The sequence below is a fragment of the Cryobacterium sp. Sr3 genome, from assembly GCF_004402835.1.
Classification (GTDB): domain Bacteria; phylum Actinomycetota; class Actinomycetes; order Actinomycetales; family Microbacteriaceae; genus Cryobacterium; species Cryobacterium sandaracinum.
Map to the genome: position 1 here is coordinate 60,450 of NZ_SOFA01000042.1, position 16,559 is coordinate 77,008.

At 68.1% G+C, this 16,559-nt stretch carries 18 protein-coding genes; 3 read left to right on the top strand and 15 right to left on the bottom strand.

Going from position 1 to position 16,559, the window contains the following annotated elements:
* Positions 1 to 8: 8 nt before the first annotated feature.
* From rpoZ to pyrR, 9 genes are all read right to left on the bottom strand, one after another.
* Positions 9 to 266, bottom strand: a complete 258-nt coding sequence (gene rpoZ, locus E3N94_RS13980; protein WP_104100518.1) for a DNA-directed RNA polymerase subunit omega — start codon at positions 264 to 266, stop codon at positions 9 to 11.
* 61 nt (positions 267 to 327) lie between these two features.
* Complete coding sequence (gene gmk, locus E3N94_RS13985; protein WP_134570432.1) at positions 328 to 1,248, bottom strand: guanylate kinase; 921 nt, start codon at positions 1,246 to 1,248, stop codon at positions 328 to 330.
* Entirely contained in the window at positions 1,241 to 2,155 is a 915-nt protein-coding gene (pyrF, locus tag E3N94_RS13990; protein WP_174720170.1) for an orotidine-5'-phosphate decarboxylase, read from the bottom strand. The genes gmk and pyrF overlap by 8 nt, the downstream gene beginning before the upstream one ends.
* Positions 2,152 to 5,439 carry a carbamoyl-phosphate synthase large subunit gene (gene carB / locus E3N94_RS13995; RefSeq protein ID WP_104100517.1) on the bottom strand — a complete coding sequence of 1,096 codons (3,288 nt, stop codon included), beginning with the start codon at positions 5,437 to 5,439 and terminating at the stop codon, positions 2,152 to 2,154. Before carB ends, pyrF begins: the two co-directional genes overlap by 4 nt.
* Complete coding sequence (carA, locus tag E3N94_RS14000) at positions 5,439 to 6,614, bottom strand: glutamine-hydrolyzing carbamoyl-phosphate synthase small subunit (protein WP_233191353.1); 1,176 nt, start codon at positions 6,612 to 6,614, stop codon at positions 5,439 to 5,441. Before carA ends, carB begins: the two co-directional genes overlap by 1 nt.
* Before the next feature lies 1 nt (position 6,615).
* Complete coding sequence (locus tag E3N94_RS14005; protein WP_104194880.1) at positions 6,616 to 7,149, bottom strand: hypothetical protein; 534 nt, start codon at positions 7,147 to 7,149, stop codon at positions 6,616 to 6,618.
* The gene (locus E3N94_RS14010) at positions 7,142 to 8,491 is read right to left on the bottom strand and encodes a dihydroorotase (RefSeq protein WP_134342460.1); all 1,350 of its coding nucleotides are present in this window, start codon (positions 8,489 to 8,491) and stop codon (positions 7,142 to 7,144) included. Before E3N94_RS14010 ends, E3N94_RS14005 begins: the two co-directional genes overlap by 8 nt.
* Positions 8,492 to 9,442 (bottom strand): aspartate carbamoyltransferase catalytic subunit, encoded by a 951-nt coding sequence (locus E3N94_RS14015; RefSeq protein ID WP_104100514.1) that lies wholly within the window; start codon positions 9,440 to 9,442, stop codon positions 8,492 to 8,494. It lies immediately after the preceding gene.
* A complete protein-coding gene (pyrR, locus tag E3N94_RS14020) occupies positions 9,442 to 10,008 on the bottom strand; it encodes a bifunctional pyr operon transcriptional regulator/uracil phosphoribosyltransferase PyrR (protein WP_134342461.1) in 567 nt (188 codons plus the stop codon). The genes E3N94_RS14015 and pyrR overlap by 1 nt, the downstream gene beginning before the upstream one ends.
* A 170-nt stretch (positions 10,009 to 10,178) precedes the next feature.
* Here pyrR and E3N94_RS14025 point away from each other — a divergent pair, with 170 nt between their 5' ends.
* On the top strand, positions 10,179 to 10,388 hold the full coding sequence (locus E3N94_RS14025; RefSeq protein WP_134342462.1) for a hypothetical protein: 210 nt from the start codon (positions 10,179 to 10,181) through the stop codon (positions 10,386 to 10,388).
* Positions 10,389 to 10,405: 17 nt separating this feature from the next.
* Here the strand turns inward: E3N94_RS14025 and E3N94_RS14030 are convergent, their stop codons facing one another.
* From E3N94_RS14030 to cyoE, 5 genes are all read right to left on the bottom strand, one after another.
* Positions 10,406 to 11,395 carry a DUF4190 domain-containing protein gene (locus tag E3N94_RS14030; RefSeq protein WP_134420605.1) on the bottom strand — a complete coding sequence of 330 codons (990 nt, stop codon included), beginning with the start codon at positions 11,393 to 11,395 and terminating at the stop codon, positions 10,406 to 10,408.
* 24 nt (positions 11,396 to 11,419) lie between these two features.
* Positions 11,420 to 11,839 carry a transcription antitermination factor NusB gene (gene nusB / locus E3N94_RS14035; protein WP_104100510.1) on the bottom strand — a complete coding sequence of 140 codons (420 nt, stop codon included), beginning with the start codon at positions 11,837 to 11,839 and terminating at the stop codon, positions 11,420 to 11,422.
* Positions 11,839 to 12,399: an elongation factor P gene (efp, locus tag E3N94_RS14040; protein ID WP_104100509.1), complete on the bottom strand. Its 561-nt coding sequence runs from the start codon at positions 12,397 to 12,399 to the stop codon at positions 11,839 to 11,841. The genes nusB and efp overlap by 1 nt, the downstream gene beginning before the upstream one ends.
* A 110-nt stretch (positions 12,400 to 12,509) precedes the next feature.
* Complete coding sequence (locus E3N94_RS14045; RefSeq protein ID WP_104100508.1) at positions 12,510 to 12,959, bottom strand: type II 3-dehydroquinate dehydratase; 450 nt, start codon at positions 12,957 to 12,959, stop codon at positions 12,510 to 12,512.
* 46 nt (positions 12,960 to 13,005) lie between these two features.
* Positions 13,006 to 13,956 (bottom strand): heme o synthase, encoded by a 951-nt coding sequence (gene cyoE / locus E3N94_RS14050; RefSeq protein ID WP_166784712.1) that lies wholly within the window; start codon positions 13,954 to 13,956, stop codon positions 13,006 to 13,008.
* Positions 13,957 to 14,141: 185 nt separating this feature from the next.
* Here cyoE and E3N94_RS16655 point away from each other — a divergent pair, with 185 nt between their 5' ends.
* Positions 14,142 to 14,318: a DUF1508 domain-containing protein gene (locus E3N94_RS16655; protein ID WP_166784711.1), complete on the top strand. Its 177-nt coding sequence runs from the start codon at positions 14,142 to 14,144 to the stop codon at positions 14,316 to 14,318.
* A gap of 128 nt (positions 14,319 to 14,446) precedes the next feature.
* Entirely contained in the window at positions 14,447 to 15,181 is a 735-nt protein-coding gene (gene lepB, locus E3N94_RS14060; RefSeq protein ID WP_134570433.1) for a signal peptidase I, read from the top strand.
* Positions 15,182 to 15,642: 461 nt separating this feature from the next.
* On the opposite strand, the gene E3N94_RS14065 is transcribed toward lepB, so the two are convergent.
* Positions 15,643 to 16,143, bottom strand: coding sequence for a histidine phosphatase family protein (locus E3N94_RS14065; protein WP_134420611.1), 501 nt, complete (start codon positions 16,141 to 16,143; stop codon positions 15,643 to 15,645).
* Between the last annotated feature and the right edge of the window lie 416 nt (positions 16,144 to 16,559).

A 16,559-nucleotide genomic window follows, 5' to 3' on the forward strand; every position in this document is an offset into this window, starting at 1 on the left:
TGGGTGCGTTACTCGGCGATGGGGCGGGAGGTGAGCTTGTCTTCGTTGATCTCGCGGAGAGCGACGGACAGCGGCTTGTCGTCGACGGTCGAGTCGACGAGCGGGCCGACATTGTCGAACAGGCTGCCTTCGTGCAGGTCCGCATAGTAGTCGTTGATCTGACGCGCGCGCTTGGAGGCGAAGACCACGAGGGCGTACTTGGAGTCGGCCTTGGTGAGCAGGTCGTCGATGGGCGGGTCAATGATGCCAGTGAGCTTGGTAGCCATTGGTGTCACTCCTTCAGAGCGGTTTGTGCTGCGGGACGCGCAGAATCACGGAAAACGGGCGCTACGGCAGCAACGGCGCCGTACGCAGATTCATCAAGTCTACGACCTCGCGCGCCGCTTCGCCCACGTCGTGGTTTACGACCCGATAATCGAACTCCCCCTGGGCGGCCAATTCGAGTTTGGCCGTCTCGAGCCGGCGGGCCTGTTCGGCGGGCGCCTCGGTGTCCCGACCGATCAGCCGGCGCACCAGTTCGTCCCAGCTCGGCGGAAGTAGGAAGACCAGTCTGGCCTCCGGCATGGCCCGGCGAACGGCCCGGGCTCCTTGGATGTCGATCTCGAGGAGCACGCTGTGACCCTCGTTCAAGGCCTCCGTGACTGGACCCCGCGGGGTGCCGTAGCGGTGCGCGTTGTGCACGGTCGCCCACTCGAGCAGGTCGCCGGCCGCGACCATCCGGTCGAATTCGGCGTCGTCGACGAAGAAGTAGCTCACGCCCGCGGTCTCGCCTGGGCGAGGTGCCCGGGTCGTGGCCGACACCGACAGGTGCACGCCCGGGTGATGCTGACGGATGTGCGCCGCGACGGTTCCCTTGCCGACCGCGGTGGGACCGGCCAGCACGACAAGCTTCGCGGAGGAATCGCCGCGCCTCGCGACGGTGCGCGTGGTGAGAAAATCTCGCAACCGATCGCGTTGGTGCTTGCCCAGCCCCCCCAATCGCTTCGACGGCGAGATCTCGAGCCGCCCCATGATTCGGTGCATCTTGGTGACGCCGATCGCCGGAATGCTGATCAGGAACTCGGTCACCCGCAGGCGCCCTTCGACGCCGTCCGGGCTCTCGGTCGCGGCGGACAACACGTCGAGCGCGCTACGTTTTCCCTGCGCAATCTGGCTTTTAACTGCGGAGCGTGCGCGGCGAGCCGCCACGGCGGCGCGCGAGGCGGCAACCCGATCGACGTCGGGTGGGGTGGGGCGATTCTCAGCCACGGGCAGCTCCTGCTTCAACTACTCGGCGCGCAATCGCTTGTTTGATTCGGTCGGGGCCGACCTCTAGAACGCTGCGCGATTCACTCACGATAACGCCTTCCGCGTACCCCCCGTACAAGTTCTTCAGATCGGCGACCTGCGCGCCCTGGTGGCCGAAGCCGGGAGCGAGGATGGGGGTGAGACCGCGGGCGGGCGCCACGGAGAGGTCCAGTCCGAACGTGGCCAGGTCCAGTGTGGCGCCGAGCACCACCCCGACCGAGCCGAGAGAGGAAGCCCCGGACCGGGCATTCCGCTCGGTCACGGCGCCGAAGACGGATTGGGCGACGCTTTGGCCGGTCTGATTCCCCTCGGCGATCACGGCCCGCTGAAGCGCCGCCGCCTCGGGGTTCGAGGTGGCGGCCAGCACAAAGATCCCCTTGCCGGTCTGGGCTGCAAGGCGGAACACCGGTTCCAGCGACCCGACGCCCATATACGCGTTCACGGTGATGGCGTCGACCTCCAGGGGGGACTCCTCGCTCAGCCAGGCCTGGCCGTACGCCTCCACGCTGGTACCGAGGTCGCCGCGCTTGACGTCCGCGATCGTGAGCAGTCCGGCGGCGCGGGCATCCGCCAGCACCCGTTCCAGGGCGAGGTACCCGGCGGAGCCGAAACGCTCGTAGAAGGCCACCTGGGGCTTCACCAGGCCGACCTGGCCGGCAGCGGCGGCCACGACCTGGCGGCCGAAAGACTCCGCCCCGGCGGCCGTGTCCGGCAGACCCCAGTCGGTCAGGAGCCAGGTGTGCGGGTCGATGCCGACGCAGACTTGTCCCCGGACCGAGAAGACATCACCCAGCCGGTCGCCGAAGGCGGCCGGTGCGGCCGGGCCGACCGCTGCGGTCGACCCGTCCTGTTCGTGCGCGCGGCTCACAGGGCCGCCGTCCGGGTGAGGGCGTAGTCCTGCAGCGAGGTCACCTCGAAGCCGCCGCGAATCGCGTCGATCGAGGCCACTGCGGCGCTCAACTCGGCGATGGTGGTGAACAGCGGCAGGTCCGCGGCGACCGCGGCCGCGCGGATCTCGTAGCCGTCGGCTCGGGCGGTGCGACCGCCGGGGGTGTTGATGACGATCTGCACCTCTTCGCGGCGGATCAGTTCCACGATCGACACGTCCGCCTCGTCGGCCTTCTCACTGAACTTGGTGACGATGGCGGCGCGGATGCCGTTGCGTTGCAGAACTTCGGCGGTCCCCTCCGTGGCGGTGATCGAGTAGCCGAGCTGCTGGAGGCGCAGCATGGGCAGGATGATCGCGCGCTTGTCCCGGTCGGAGACCGACACGAACACGGTGCCGGTGAGCGGGATTCCGCCGTAGGCGGCGAGCTGGCTCTTGGCGAAGGCCCGCGGGAAGTCGCGGTCGATGCCCATGACCTCACCGGTTGAGCGCATCTCCGGGCCGAGCACGGAGTCCACGACGAGACCCTCGGGCGTGCGGAACCGGTTGAACGGCAGCACGGCTTCCTTCACGGCGACCGGAGCATCCATCGGCACCCGCGAGCCGTCGATCAGAGGTAGCTTGCCCTCGGCCTTGAGTTCGGCGATGGTCTTGCCGACCATGATCAGCGCGGCGGCCTTGGCCAAGGTGATGCCGAGGGCCTTGGCCACGAACGGTACCGTACGCGAGGCGCGCGGGTTCGCTTCGAGCACGTAGAGCACGCCGGCGCCGATCGCGAACTGCACGTTGAGCAGGCCGCGCACGCCGATGCCGCGGGCGATGCCCAGCGTCGCCTCGCGCACGCGGTCGATCTCCGCACGGCCGAGGGTGACCGGAGGCAGGGTGCAGCTCGAGTCGCCGGAGTGGATCCCGGCCTCCTCGATATGCTCCATCACGCCGCCGATGTAGAGCTCGGTGCCGTCGTAGATGGCGTCCACGTCGATCTCGATGGCGTCGTCGAGAAACCGGTCCACGAGCAGCGGATGCGACGGGCCGATGATGCCCTGTCCGGCCATCCGGTTGAAGTAGTCGGCCAACGCTGCGGAGTCGTAGACGATCTCCATGCCGCGGCCGCCGAGCACGTAGCTCGGGCGCACGAGCACGGGATAGCCGATCTCCTCGGCAACGACCACAGCGCCGGCGTAGTCGGTGGCGACGCCGTTGCGGGGGGCGAGCAGGCCGGCCTGGTCGAGGATGCCGGAGAAAAGTCCGCGCTCCTCCGCCAGGTCGATGGCCTCCGGGGTGGTGCCGAGTATCGGGATGCCCTCGGCCTCGAGGCCCTTGGCGAGGCCGAGCGCGGTCTGGCCTCCCAGCTGCACGACCACGCCGACGAGCTCGCCGCTCTGGCTTTCTGCGTGAATGACCTCGAGCACGTCCTCGAGGGTGAGCGGCTCGAAGTAGAGCCGGTCGGAGGTGTCGTAGTCGGTCGAGACCGTCTCCGGGTTGCAGTTGATCATGATGGTCTCGTAGCCAGCCTCGGAGAGGGCAAACGAGGCGTGCACGCAGGAGTAGTCGAACTCGACGCCCTGGCCGATGCGGTTCGGGCCGGAGCCGATGATGACGACCTTTTTGCGGTCACTGGGCACGACCTCGGTCTCCTGGTCGTAGCTGGAGTAGTGGTACGGCGTGAGTGCGGGGAACTCCCCCGCGCACGTGTCGACGGTCTTGAAGACCGGGCGCACGCCGAGGATGTGGCGCACCGTGCGCACATCCGCTTCGCCGAAGCCGCGAAGCTCGCCGATCTGGGCGTCGGAGAAGCCGTGGTCTTTGGCGGTGCGGAGGATGTCTGTGTCGAGGCGCTCGGCGGCGGCGATCTCGTCCGCGATCTCGTTGATCAGCACGATCTGGTCGATGAACCACGGGTCGATCTTGGTGGCGTCGAAAACCTGCTCGGTGGTGGCACCCTTGCGGAGCGCCTGCTGCACGGTGACGATCCGGCCGTCGGTGGGTACTTCGGCGACCGTGAGCAACTCGTCGACCGTGCGGGTCTCGGCTCCCCAGTGGAACGACGAACCGCGCTTCTCGAGCGAGCGGAGCGCCTTCTGCAGCGCGGAGGCGTAACTGCGGCCGATGGCCATCGCCTCGCCCACGGACTTCATGGTGGTGGTCAGGCGCTGGTCGGCGGCGGGAAACTTCTCGAACGCGAACCGGGGCACCTTGACCACGACGTAGTCGAGGGTGGGTTCGAAGCTGGCCGGGGTGACACCGGTGATGTCGTTCGGGATCTCGTCGAGCCGGTAGCCGAGCGCGAGCTTCGCGGCGATTTTGGCGATCGGGAAGCCCGTCGCCTTGCTCGCCAGGGCGGAGGAGCGGGACACGCGCGGGTTCATCTCGATCACGATGATGCGACCGTCGGCCGGGTTGATCGCGAACTGGATGTTGCAGCCGCCGGTGTCCACTCCCACGGCGCGGATGATGTCGATGCTGATGTCGCGCAGCTTCTGGTACTCACGGTCGGTCAGGGTCAGCGCCGGGGCGACGGTGATCGAGTCGCCGGTGTGTACGCCGACCGGGTCGACGTTCTCGATCGAGCACACGACGACCGTGTTGTCGGCCGTGTCGCGCATCATCTCGAGCTCGAATTCCTTCCAGCCGAGGATGGATTCCTCGAGCAGGACCTCGCTGGTGGGGCTCTGGTGCAGCCCGTCGCCGACGATGCGGCGCAGTTCCGGCTCGGTGTAGGCGAAGCCGGAGCCGAGGCCGCCCATGGTGAAGGAGGGGCGCACGACGAGCGGGTAGCCGAGGTCCTCGGCGAAGCCGACGGCCTCCTCGACCGTGTGGGCGATGTAGGACCGGGCGACGCCGGCGCCCGTGTCCAGCACCAGTTGCTTGAAGATCTGGCGGTCCTCACCCTTCTGGATGGCGTCGAAGGAGGCACCGATGAGTTCGACGTCGTACCTGGCCAGGATGCCGCGCTCGTGAAGCTGGATGGCGGCGTTCAGCGCTGTCTGCCCGCCGAGGGTCGGCAGAATCGCGTCGGGGCGTTCCTTGGCGATGATCGTCTCGAGGATCTCCGGGGTGATCGGCTCGATGTAGGTGGCGTCGGCGAAGTCGGGGTCGGTCATGATCGTGGCCGGGTTGGAGTTGACCAGGATGACCCTGACCCCCTCGGCCCGCAGCACCCGGCAGGCCTGAGTTCCGGAATAGTCGAACTCGCAGGCCTGGCCGATCACGATCGGACCCGATCCGATGACGAGAACGCTGTTGATGTCGTCGCGCTTGGGCATTACTTGGCGTCTCCTGCTCCGGTGGCCGCACGATGCGCGACCACCACATCCCTGAACCGATCGAAAAGGTACTCGGCGTCGTGTGGGCCGGCCGCCGACTCCGGGTGGTACTGCACCGAGAAAGCGGGGATATCGAGGCAGCGGATGCCCTCGACCACCTGGTCGTTGAGGCTGTAGTGGCTCACCTCCACCCGGCCGAAGCCGGTGCGGGACTCATGCACTCCCTCGATGGGCATGTCCACGGCGAACCCGTGGTTCTGCGAGGTGATTTCCACCCGGCCGGTGGTCTTGTCGAGCACGGGCTGGTTGATTCCCCGGTGCCCGAATGGCAGCTTGTAGGTGCGGAAGCCGAGGGCGCGGCCGAGCAGCTGGTTGCCGAAGCAGATCCCGAAGTAGGGCACACCGGCTCGCAGCACCTCCTGTAGGAGGTTCACGTGTAGGTCGGAGGCTGCCGGGTCGCCGGGGCCGTTGGAGAAGAACAGGGCCGACGGGGTGAGGGACAGCACGTGCTCGGCGGTCACTGACTGGGGCAGCACCAGCACCTCGAAGCCGCGCGCGGCGAGGTGGCCCAGGGTGGAGGTCTTGACCCCGAGGTCGAGCACGGCGACCGAGCCGATGCGCTCGCCCTGCGCGGGCACCGAGAACGGTTCGACCGTGGAGACCTCATCGGACAGGTTGCGGCCACGCATGCCGGCGCCGGCACGCACCAGCTCGAGCTGCTCGCCATCGGAGAGGCCGAAACGGTCGCCGGAGAAGATCCCGCTCTTCATGGCCCCGGACGAGCGGATGTGACGGGTGATCGCACGCGTGTCGACACCGCTGATCCCGACCACTCCCCCGCCCGTCAGGTCGTCATCGAGGCTGCGGGTGGACCGGAAGTTGGAGGCCATGCGGGCAGGCTCGCGCACGACGAAGCCGGAGACCCAGATGCGGCGGGATTCCATGTCCTCGTCGTTGGCACCCGTGTTGCCGATGTGCGGCGCCGTCATCAGCACGATCTGCCCGGCGTAGGACGGGTCGGTGAGGGTCTCCTGGTAGCCGGTCATGCCGGTGGCGAAGACGATCTCGCCGAGGGTCTGCCCCACGCTGCCGTAGGAACGGCCTTCGTAGCGGCGGCCGTCCTCGAGTACGAGCACGGCAGGAGTCGGTCGGTCGGGGGTCGTTGCGTTGCTCACGCTACGCCTCGCTTTCATCGCGCGCGGCCGGGCGCCGGGCGTCGGCCGCAATGGTTCGAATGGCGTCGTTCACGCTGACGCGGTCGGATGGGTCAAGGATTCGGAAATAGCTGTCGACGATCTGTCTGTCGGCGCCGGGCAGCCGCCAGCCGAGCAGCAGCAGGCCGTCGGTCTCGACGGCGCGGTCGATTGCCACGGTGGCGTCTTCCAGCACGGCGATGGCCGAGGCAGGGATGAACACCGCCTCCTCGCCGGCCAGGGCCAGGATCAGACCCGCGTCGGTCACGGTCAGGCGGGCCCGGGCCCGGAAACCCAGGCCAGGGATGTTCAGGCGTTCGAGCGGCTGGGCGCGGAGGGTCGTGGCGACGTAGAACACGGCGGCGGAGGCCAGCTCTAGTGCCGCGTCGACGGGCAGCGGGTAGCCGGCCGGCAGGGCGGCGTCCCGGCGGCTGCGGCCCCGCCAGCTGCGCAGCATGAGGCCGAGCAGGCCGAGCAGCACGGCGACGGTGATGACGGTGGCGATGGTCCTAGCCATGGGTTCGCTCCTCGAGTGCCGCGATCTCGTCGGCGGGCCGCAGCGCACCGTCCAGAACCGTGGCGTAGCCCCGGTGGAATGTGGCCAGCACCCGACCCGGCAGGGTCATCGCCAGGTAGGGCGAGTTGGCGCTCCTGCCGGCCAGGTTGCCGCGCTCGAAGACGCGGCTCGCGGCGGGATCGTAGAGGGTGAGCTCGGCGGGAGCCCCGACGAGCAGACCCTGGCCCTGGCCGGCGAGCCGGCCGATCCGGGCGGGGCTGCTGGAAAGCACGCGAGCGATGTCCGTCCAGTCGAGCAGCCCGGTGTTGACGACGGCCGCGTGCACCACGGAGAGGGCGGATTCGAGGCCGACCATGCCGTTCGCCGCGGCGTCCCACTCGCAGTCCTTCGCCTCGACCGGGTGCGGGGCGTGGTCGGTGGCAACGATGTCGATGGTGCCGTCGGCGAGGCCGGCGCGCAGGGCTTCGACGTCTTCGCGGCGGCGGAGCGGCGGGTTGACTTTGAACCGGGCGTCGTAGCCGACGACCAGGTCCTCGGTGAGCAGCAGGTGGTGCGGGGTGGCCTCGGCGGTCACCTGGATGCCGCGGGCCTTGGCCCAGCGGATGACGTCGACCGAGCCGGCCGTCGACACGTGGCACACGTGCAGACGCGACCCGACGTGCTCGGCGAGCAGCACATCGCGGGCGATGATCGACTCCTCGGCGACCGCGGGCCAGCCGACCATCCCGAGTTCGCTTGAGAGTGCCCCCTCGTTCATCTGCGCCTTCTCGGTCAGGCGCGGTTCCTGGGAGTGCTGGGCGACAACGCCGTCGAACGCCTTCACGTACTCGAGGGCCCGGCGCATCAACAGCGGGTCGGAGACGCAGAAGCCGTCGTCGGAGAAGACCCGAACCCGGGCACGACTGGTGGCCATGGCGCCCAGTTCGGCCAGGCGCTCCCCCGCAAGCCCGACGGTGACGGCGCCGATCGGCTGCACGGTGACATAGCCGGCGCGCTCACCGAGGGCGAGAACCTGGTCGACGACGCCGGCGGTGTCCTGCACGGGCGAGGTGTTGGCCATCGCAAACACGCTGGTGAAGCCGCCCACGGCCGCGGCCTGACTGCCGGTCAGGATGGTTTCACTCTGTTCGAAGCCCGGTTCGCGCAGGTGCGTGTGCAGGTCGACCAGGCCGGGCAGAGCGATCAGGCCGGCCGCGTCGACGACGGTTGCGCCGGCACCAGAAAGCTTGGAACCGATCTCCACAATCTTGCCGTCGGCGAGGATAAGGTCAGTGCGGGTGCCGTCCGCGAGTGTCGCACCTCGAATCAGGTACGGCGTGCTGGCCGCGCTGTCGCTGGACATCTATGAATCCTCCCGATCGCCGGACAACAGCAGGTACAGTGCCGCCATCCGCACTGAAACCCCGTTTGCGACCTGTTCGCGCACGGTTGAGCCGGCCGAATCGGCCGCCGCTGAAGATATTTCCAAGCCGCGATTCATGGGGCCGGGGTGCATCACAATGGTAGTCGGGGCCAGACGGCCGAAGCGCTCATCGTCCAGGCCCCAGCGGCGCGAGTACTCGCGGCTGTTCGGGAAGAAAGCGGCGTCCATGCGTTCCTGCTGGATGCGCAGCATCATCACCACGTCGGGCCCGGCGTCGATGGCCGCGTCCAGGTCGAAGCCCGACTCGGCCGGCCAACCGCTCATGTCCATCGGCAGCAGGGTGGGCGGAGCGATCAGGCTCACGTGCGCGCCGAGCGTGGTGAGCAGCCAGAGGTTCGAGCGGGCCACCCGGGAGTGCAGGATGTCACCGACGATGGTGACCGTGACGCCGTCCAGGTCCCGACCGCGCGCGGCACCCTGGTGCAGCCGACGACGGATGGTGAACGCGTCCAGCAGCGCCTGGGTCGGATGCTCATGGGTGCCGTCGCCCGCGTTGATGATGCCGGCGTCGATCCAGCCGCTTTCGGCCAGCACGTGGGGTGCCCCGGAGGCCGGATGGCGGATGACGACCCCGTCGGCACCCATCGCGGCGAGGGTTTGAGCGGTGTCCTTGAGGCTTTCGCCCTTCGACACGCTCGAGCCCTTGGCGCTGAAGTTGATCACGTCCGCGCTCAGCCGTTTCGCGGCGGCCTCGAAGGAGATCCGGGTCCGCGTCGAATCCTCGAAGAACAGGTTGACCACGGTCTTGCCGCGCAGGGTGGGCAGCTTCTTCACCTCGCGGTTGGCGACATCAGCCATGTCCTCGGCGATGTCGAGCAGCAGGATCGCCTCGTCGCGACTCATGCCCTTGGTCGAGAGGAGGTGCCTCATCACGCGACCCCCTCGTCAGCGCCTTCGAGGGGTCCGCCGTCGATGCTGACGAACTCGTCGCCGTCGACCTCGAGCAGGTGCAGGTTGATGCGTTCCGCGGTGGAGCTGGGCAGGTTCTTGCCCACGAAGTCGGCCCGGATCGGCAGTTCGCGGTGGCCGCGGTCCACGAGCACCGCCAGGCGCACGACGGTCGGCCGCCCGTGGTCGCCGAGTGCGTCGAGGGCGGCGCGGATGGTGCGGCCCGAGTAGAGCACATCGTCGACGAGCACCACCGTGACGCCGTCGACGCTGCCGGGCACCAGGGTGCGGGTCGGCGTGCGGGTGCGGGTGTGGCCGAGGTCATCGCGGTACATGGTGACGTCGAGGGAGCCGACCCGGACATCCGTCGCCATGGGCTCGATGCGCGCGATGGTCTCGGCGATGCGCCGGGCCAGAACGACCCCGCGAGTGGGGATGCCGAGGATCACAAGGTTCTCGGCGCCTCGATTGGACTCCAGGATCTCGTGGGAGATCCGAGTCAACGCTCGAGCGATATCAGCCTGGTTCAACACGGTGCGTGCCATCAACCCGACCTCCTTCCCCGCCTCACCGGACGGCTGTTAAAGGATGTCATTTCCGGATTTTACACTAGCACCCGACGCGGGCTCCCTCGTGCTGGGCCTAACCGCCCCCAGGGGCGCCGAAGTGGCTGCCGACCTTGATTGGTTGCCGGCCCCAGGCGAGGGAGGACGACGCCATGTCGCCCCATGGCAGCGAGAAGAACATCGAGAGGTCCCCGGGCCCATCCCCGTCCGCGTCCGAGGTGAGCGCCCCGGCCGTCAGCAGCCAGCGGTGGGCATTCACGGACCTCGACGTCACCCTGCAGCTGCAGGGCACCACCCCTATGCGCTCGGCCTGGCCATCCTTCATCGCCGGCACCGTTGCCGGCATCACGGTCTCCACCTGAGACCTTCGCGGCTGAGCTCAGCCGACCGAGTTGCTACTGAGGAAGTCCAGGAATTCCGCCGGGTCGGTCAGTCCGCCGTCGTAGACCCTGCCGTTGACGAGCACGGTCGGCGTGCCCCGGATCCGGGTGATCTCGGCATCCGCAATCACGCCGTTCAGGGCTTGCTCGGTGTTGGCCCGGGACCAGGCCTGGTACTCGCCGGCCGCGAGGCAGTCGTCGATGTCGACGGGGTTGTCGACGAGGGCCGCAAGCTCCGGATCGCCGAGCCCCACGGTGTTCTCGGCGGGCTGGTTCGCAAACAGGGCCGCCTGGTAGGCGAGCAGGTTCTCCGGGTTGAGGGTGGCCTGGCAGGTAAGCGCGGCGGATGCCCTGGTCGAGTAGGACGTTCCCTGCGAGACCCGGTCGAGGAAAGTGAGCGAGTGCAGCCGCAGGGTGATGGTCCCGTCAGAGGCGAAGGCAGCCAGCTCGCCGCCGTTCGTCTCCTCGAACTGCCGGCAGTACGGGCACATCGGGTCGAAGTAGACGTCGACGAGCGCGGCGCCGGTGCCGACCGACAGGTAGCCGTCGTCGAAGTGGGCCGCACCGACGGTGCCGGTGGGCAGGGCTTCCTGCGACGCATCCCCGTTCGCCTCATCCGCCTGCGGCTCGCTCGTGGACGAACTCCACGGCTGGTCGCCCACGGCTCCGTTCACGGCCGCCGCGATGAGCGGAATCACGGTCGCGGTGACGACGAGGGCGATCACGAGCGCCAGGGTGGTGGCGGCGATGCCCACGTAGCCGAGAACGAGCCCGGTGATCGCCAGACCTCGGCCGCCCTCATGGGTGCGCCTGATCTGCCCCAGGGCGAGGTGCCCGGTGATCACGGCCGCCAGGGACACGAAGAACGCCGACACCAGGGAGATGATCGCCAGTGTGTTCGTCTTCGGCGCCGCCGGGAAGGGCGACTGTCCGTAGGCGGGCGGATACGGCTCCGGGGCGCGGGGCGGGGCGGGCTCGGTGTTGGTCATGCGTTCCCCCCCTGGCAGAACGGATTACGCGGATGGTGCGGTCTGGGCGATGCGCCCGAGGAGTCCGTTCACGAATCCGGCCGAGTCATCCGTCGACAGGATTTTGGCGGCCTCGACCGCCTCGTCGATGGCGACAGCGTGCGGGACGGCGTCGTTGAAGAGGATCTCCCAGATGCCGATGCGCAGGATGGCGCGGTCGAGGACGGGCATGCGAGCCAGCGTCCAGCCCTGCGAGTACGTCTCGATGAGTTCGTCGATCTCCTCGCGGTGATCCACGACGCCGTCGATGATGTCCCGGGCGTAGAGCCAGGAGGCCATCCGGGCCGGCTCGCTCGCAGCGCGCTGCGCCTCGAGGGCGAGCGACTCCGGGATGGTGCTCTGCCGCACGTCTGCGGCATACAGGATGTCGATCGCACGCTTGCGCGCCTTGGTCCGAGCGCTCACTAGTTGACGCGGCCCAGGTAGTCCCCGGTGCGGGTGTCGACCTTGACTCGGGTGCCCTGCTCGAGGAACAGGGGAACCTGGATCTGGAAGCCCGTTTCGACGGTGGCGGGCTTGGTGCCGCCGGTTGAGCGGTCGCCCTGAAGGCCCGGCTCGGTGTAGGTGATTTCGAGAACGACGGAGGCCGGCAGCTCGACGTAGAGGGGGTTGCCGTTGTGCAGGGCGATCGTCACGTTCTGGTTCTCGAGCATGAAGTTGACGGCGTCGCCCACAACGACGGCCGGAACGTGCAGCTGATCGAAATCGGACACGTCCATGAAGACGTAGGAGTCGCCGTCCGCGTACAGGTACTGGAAGTCCTGGCGGTCGACGTTCTCGGTCTCGATCTTCGCGCCGGCGTTGAAGGTGCGGTCGACGGTCTTGCCCGTCACGACGTTCTTCAGCTTGGTGCGGACGAAGGCGCCGCCCTTGCCCGGCTTGACGTGCTGGAAATCGGTGACTGCCCACAGCTGGCCATCGATGTTGAGCACGACGCCATTCCGGATATCGGCGGTTGATGCCATGAAAATGTGTTCCGTTCACTGGGTTCAATTAGAAAGGTGCGCGGCCGAATCGGCCATCATCGAGTGTAGTTGCCCGCAGCCCGCGCACCAAAGGCGCGAGACCCGGCCGGTCAGGCGGTTGCCGGCACCGACCTCGCGATGAAGTCCAGGGCCAGACGGTAGGAATCGAAGCCGAACCCGGCGATCACCCCGGTGGCCACGGCGCTGACGACGCTCGTGTGGCGGAACGTTTCCCGGGCGTGCGGGTTGGACAGGTGCACCTCGACCAGGGTGACGCCGGCCTTCGTCACGAGAGCGGCGGCATCCCGCAGCGCGTAGCTGTAGTGCGTGAACGCCGCCGGGTTCAGGATGACGGGGATGCGCTCGTCGACGGCCTCGTACAGCCAGTGGATGAGCTCGGCCTCGTCATCCGTCTGGCGCACGTCGACCGTCGTCCCCGCCGGGGCGGCCCGCGTCAGCATCGCGCGCAGCTGATCGAGATCGGCCGACCCGTAAACGTCGGGTTCGCGACTGCCGAGCCGCCCCAGGTTCGGGCCGTTCAGAACGAGAACTGTACTCATTCCCACAGCCTAAGGGAGTACGCGGGCGCCGAAGGCCAGGGCAGGATCAGGGCAGGATCGGCCCGACCGAGATCATCACGCAGTACACCAGGATCATCACCAGCGAGTAGCGGAACATCCGCCTGGCCCAGGCGGCGGGATCGGCGGCGCGCAGGCCGATGACACCCAGCCAGATCCAGTAAGCGCCGAGCACGCCCATGACCGCCGTATAGACGTAGCCCACGTAGCCGAATACCGACAAGAGGAGGGTGGAGACAACGAATCCGACCGTGTAGACGAGGATCTGAACTGTGGTGTTCGGGACGCCCCGCACCACGGAAATGACGGGCACGCCGGCACGGGCGTATTCGTCGTGGCGGTAGATGGCGATGGAGTAGAACTCGGGCATCTGCCAGAGGAACACGGCCAGGAAGGCGAGCACGGCTGCGATGTCGATGGCGCCGGTGACGGCGACGTAGCCGGCCAGAATGGGCGCTGCGCCCGAGACGCTGCCGACCAGGGTGCCGTGGATCGACATGCGCTTGGACAGCATGCCGTAGAGCACGACATAGACGAGGAAGCCGACCAGGCCGACGGCGACGACGAGCCAGTTCGTCCAGGCGATGAGCGTCGCCATGCCGAAAACGAACAGCAGGCTTGAGAAGGTGACCGCGTTCCGCACGCCGATGCGGCCGGTGACCGTGGCCCGCTTCTTCGTGCGTTCCATCACCGTGTCGATGTCGCGGTCGAGCACGTTGTTGAGCACGGTGGCCGAAGCAATCACGAGCGTGGTGCCCAGGCAGAGAGCCGCGAACAGGAAAAGATCCACCTGGCCCCGGGCCGCGAGTAGAAAGCCCGCCGCGGCCGTCAACGCGTTGCCGTAGAGAACGCCGGGTTTGGTCAGGGAGTAGTACAGCGTGACCGTGTCACGGATGCCCGTGCCGTCGGCCCGGCCGGCGAGAGCCCCGTCGGTGCCGTCCACCCGATTGCGAACGAAGAATGGTACGCGCGCAGTCATGCGGAAAGGGGTCCCATCGGGTCGTCGGTCGTGATCAATCATATGCCGCCGAATCTGTGCACGACCCGTGCCGGCCGACATCACACTGGCGCGCGTCGCGGCGCCTCTATCCGGCGCTGATCCAGGGCGGTAGGGTGTCGAAGCCGGTCGTTTGGTCGGCGCCAGGCCAAGAACAAGGGTGTGACATGGCCGGAAGATTCACCATCTATCGGGACCAGTCGGGCCGCTACCGATTCTGTTTCTCCGCGGACAACGGGCAGAGCATCCCGTCGCCGGAGACCTATTGCACGGAGGACGAGGCCCGGAAAATGGTTGACTCTCTGCGCTCCAACGTCAGCCCACGCAGCCGCCGCACGCACTGAGGCCAGCGCCTGTCTCCGAACCGTCATCCCCGTGGCGACAGGGGTGCAACAGCGTTCTGCTCATTCTGGCCTTGCAGTCGCCCTGCATCGGTCGAATTGGCCCACCACGCGTCACGTCAGGGGAGAAATTGACAGACCACGAAAGCGCGGGTCGTCGGCCCCGCGCCGCCTGGCGAGGATCTGCGTCGGGTAGCGCCAACGCCCGCAGACCACGGAGGCGTCGCGTCCTCCGAAACCTCCTCGTCATCCTGGCCAGCGCCCTGGTCGTCTCGTTTCTGACCGAGGCCTTCCTGATCCGCACGTTCTACATCCCGACCGGATCGATGCAGGACACCCTGCAGATCGACGACCGCATTATCGTGAACGAGCTCGTCCCCGACGTCGTCGACATCGATCGCGGCGACATCGTCGTTTTCAGGGATCCCGGCGGATGGCTCGGTCCGGTCGCTCCGGCCCCGATCGAGGCAGGGAACACCGTTGTCGACGGCATCCAGTGGCTCGCCGCTGAGGCCGGCCTCCGGGTTCCGGATTCCGATGACCACCTCGTGAAACGCGTCATCGGCCTCCCCGGCGACGATGTGGCCTGTTGCGACGCGGCGGGCAGCACTACCGTCAACGGCGAGCCGATCACCGAGCCCTACCTCAAGCTGCCGCCCGGGGCCATCCGAACGTCGGAGTACGACTTTTCCGTGACCGTGCCGGCCGGCGGTCTCTGGGTCGAGGGCGACAACCGTTACAACTCGGCGGACAGCCGGCTGCACACAGACACACCCGGCAACGGATTCGTGCCCGTCTCCCATGTGGTCGGCCGGGCGTTCGTGATCAACTGGCCGCTCAGCCACTGGTCCTGGCTCGGCGGCTGACCCGCCGCCCCGACACCGCCCCCGCCGATCCCGTTCCCGCCCCCGCCCCCGCCCTTGCCCTTGCCCCAATACCAGACCCCCAGTCTCGGGCGAATTCGACGGAGATTTTGGCCCCACGCGTCCCAAACCGGCCAAACCGTGCCAGATTGCGCAAAATCTCCGTCGAATTCGTTCGTTCCATTCGGCCGCGCTGCGTGGGACTACGTCGGCGAAAAAGCGCCCTCTGGCCAGCGTCGCACAAGCCGGATACGACGAGACGACGAGTCAAAAGCAGATGCCAGCGCTGGCACCCTCGAGTGCCTCCCGGCGCGAGAGCACCGGCATCCGTTGGCGCGCTCCCCAGCGCTTCCCGACGCTCCGCAACGCCCTGGAACGTCGTGGCGTGCCCCGCGGCCTGACCACGGGATCGGTTGCCGCCGCGGTCGTCCTCTTTCTCGGCGCGTTCAGGCAGCCCTGCGCCGCTAGCGAGGAGGCGCGTTCACCCTGGGCGGCCGGCCCTGGGCCAGGAGGGCCGCCGGGGACTCTCCGGCGGACGACCAGGGACCCTCCCAGCCGATCACGGCGAAAGCCGAGGTCGGCAGGGACACGGTCGTGCCGGCGAGAGCGGTGGCCAGATCCTCGAGGCCGGGATTGTGGCCCACCAGGACGACGGTGTGCATGGTGCCCGGCAGCGCCCGAACAATGCTCTGCAGTTCGCCGGCCGAGGTGGCATACACCGCATGTTCGACACGGATCGGCGGAGTGCTCTCGAACTCGGCCGCCACGAGGTCCCAGGTGGCCCGCGCGCGCTCCGCCGGTGACACGACCGCGAGATCGATGCGGTAGCCGCTGTGGGACAGCCACGCTCCGGTGAGCGGCGCCTGCCGTACCCCACGTTTTGCCAGCGGCCGGTCGACGTCGGCCTGGCCGCCCGCCCAGTCCGACTTGGCGTGCCGCAACAGGATCAGGGTGCGTTCAGGCATCGCCCGGCCCCGCGCCCACCCGGCCGGCAACACAGACGTTGACACTTTCCAATCGCTCACCGCTGATCATCATCCTGTCAGTCTGCCACTGCATCCACGACGGTGGCCGGGAGTTCGCAGACGCCCTCGTCGTGGGCGACGAACATGCCCGTGATGCGCACCACTTTGCCGAAGGATTCGGCGAGTTCCCGGGCCCAGGCCTGGTCGGGCGCGGTCAGCGCCGCGGTGCCCGGTCGCTCGAGGGTGAGGATGACGCTGCCGCACGGGCCGTGCTCGGACAGGAGCCGACCGACCGCCGCGGCCATGACGGCGGCACCGCCGGGTTTCGGACGGAGCGGGATGTCGTCGACGGGAATCAGCAGGGGAATCTGCCGCCCGCAGGCGTCGAGCAGCATGAACCAGAGCTGGCGGCTAAT

Coding starts and splice junctions, on each gene's coding strand:
- rpoZ (WP_104100518.1), bottom strand. CDS start 266: ATGGCTACCAAGCTCACTGGCATCATTGACCCGCCCATCGACGACCTG.
- carB (WP_104100517.1), bottom strand. CDS start 5,439: ATGCCCAAGCGCGACGACATCAACAGCGTTCTCGTCATCGGATCGGGT.
- E3N94_RS14005 (WP_104194880.1), bottom strand. CDS start 7,149: ATGGCTAGGACCATCGCCACCGTCATCACCGTCGCCGTGCTGCTCGGC.
- E3N94_RS14010 (WP_134342460.1), bottom strand. CDS start 8,491: ATGTCCAGCGACAGCGCGGCCAGCACGCCGTACCTGATTCGAGGTGCG.
- E3N94_RS14015 (WP_104100514.1), bottom strand. CDS start 9,442: ATGAGGCACCTCCTCTCGACCAAGGGCATGAGTCGCGACGAGGCGATC.
- E3N94_RS14025 (WP_134342462.1), top strand. CDS start 10,179: ATGTCGCCCCATGGCAGCGAGAAGAACATCGAGAGGTCCCCGGGCCCA.
- E3N94_RS14030 (WP_134420605.1), bottom strand. CDS start 11,395: ATGACCAACACCGAGCCCGCCCCGCCCCGCGCCCCGGAGCCGTATCCG.
- efp (WP_104100509.1), bottom strand. CDS start 12,399: ATGGCATCAACCGCCGATATCCGGAATGGCGTCGTGCTCAACATCGAT.
- E3N94_RS14045 (WP_104100508.1), bottom strand. CDS start 12,959: ATGAGTACAGTTCTCGTTCTGAACGGCCCGAACCTGGGGCGGCTCGGC.
- cyoE (WP_166784712.1), bottom strand. CDS start 13,956: ATGACTGCGCGCGTACCATTCTTCGTTCGCAATCGGGTGGACGGCACC.
- E3N94_RS16655 (WP_166784711.1), top strand. CDS start 14,142: ATGGCCGGAAGATTCACCATCTATCGGGACCAGTCGGGCCGCTACCGA.
- E3N94_RS14065 (WP_134420611.1), bottom strand. CDS start 16,143: ATGCCTGAACGCACCCTGATCCTGTTGCGGCACGCCAAGTCGGACTGG.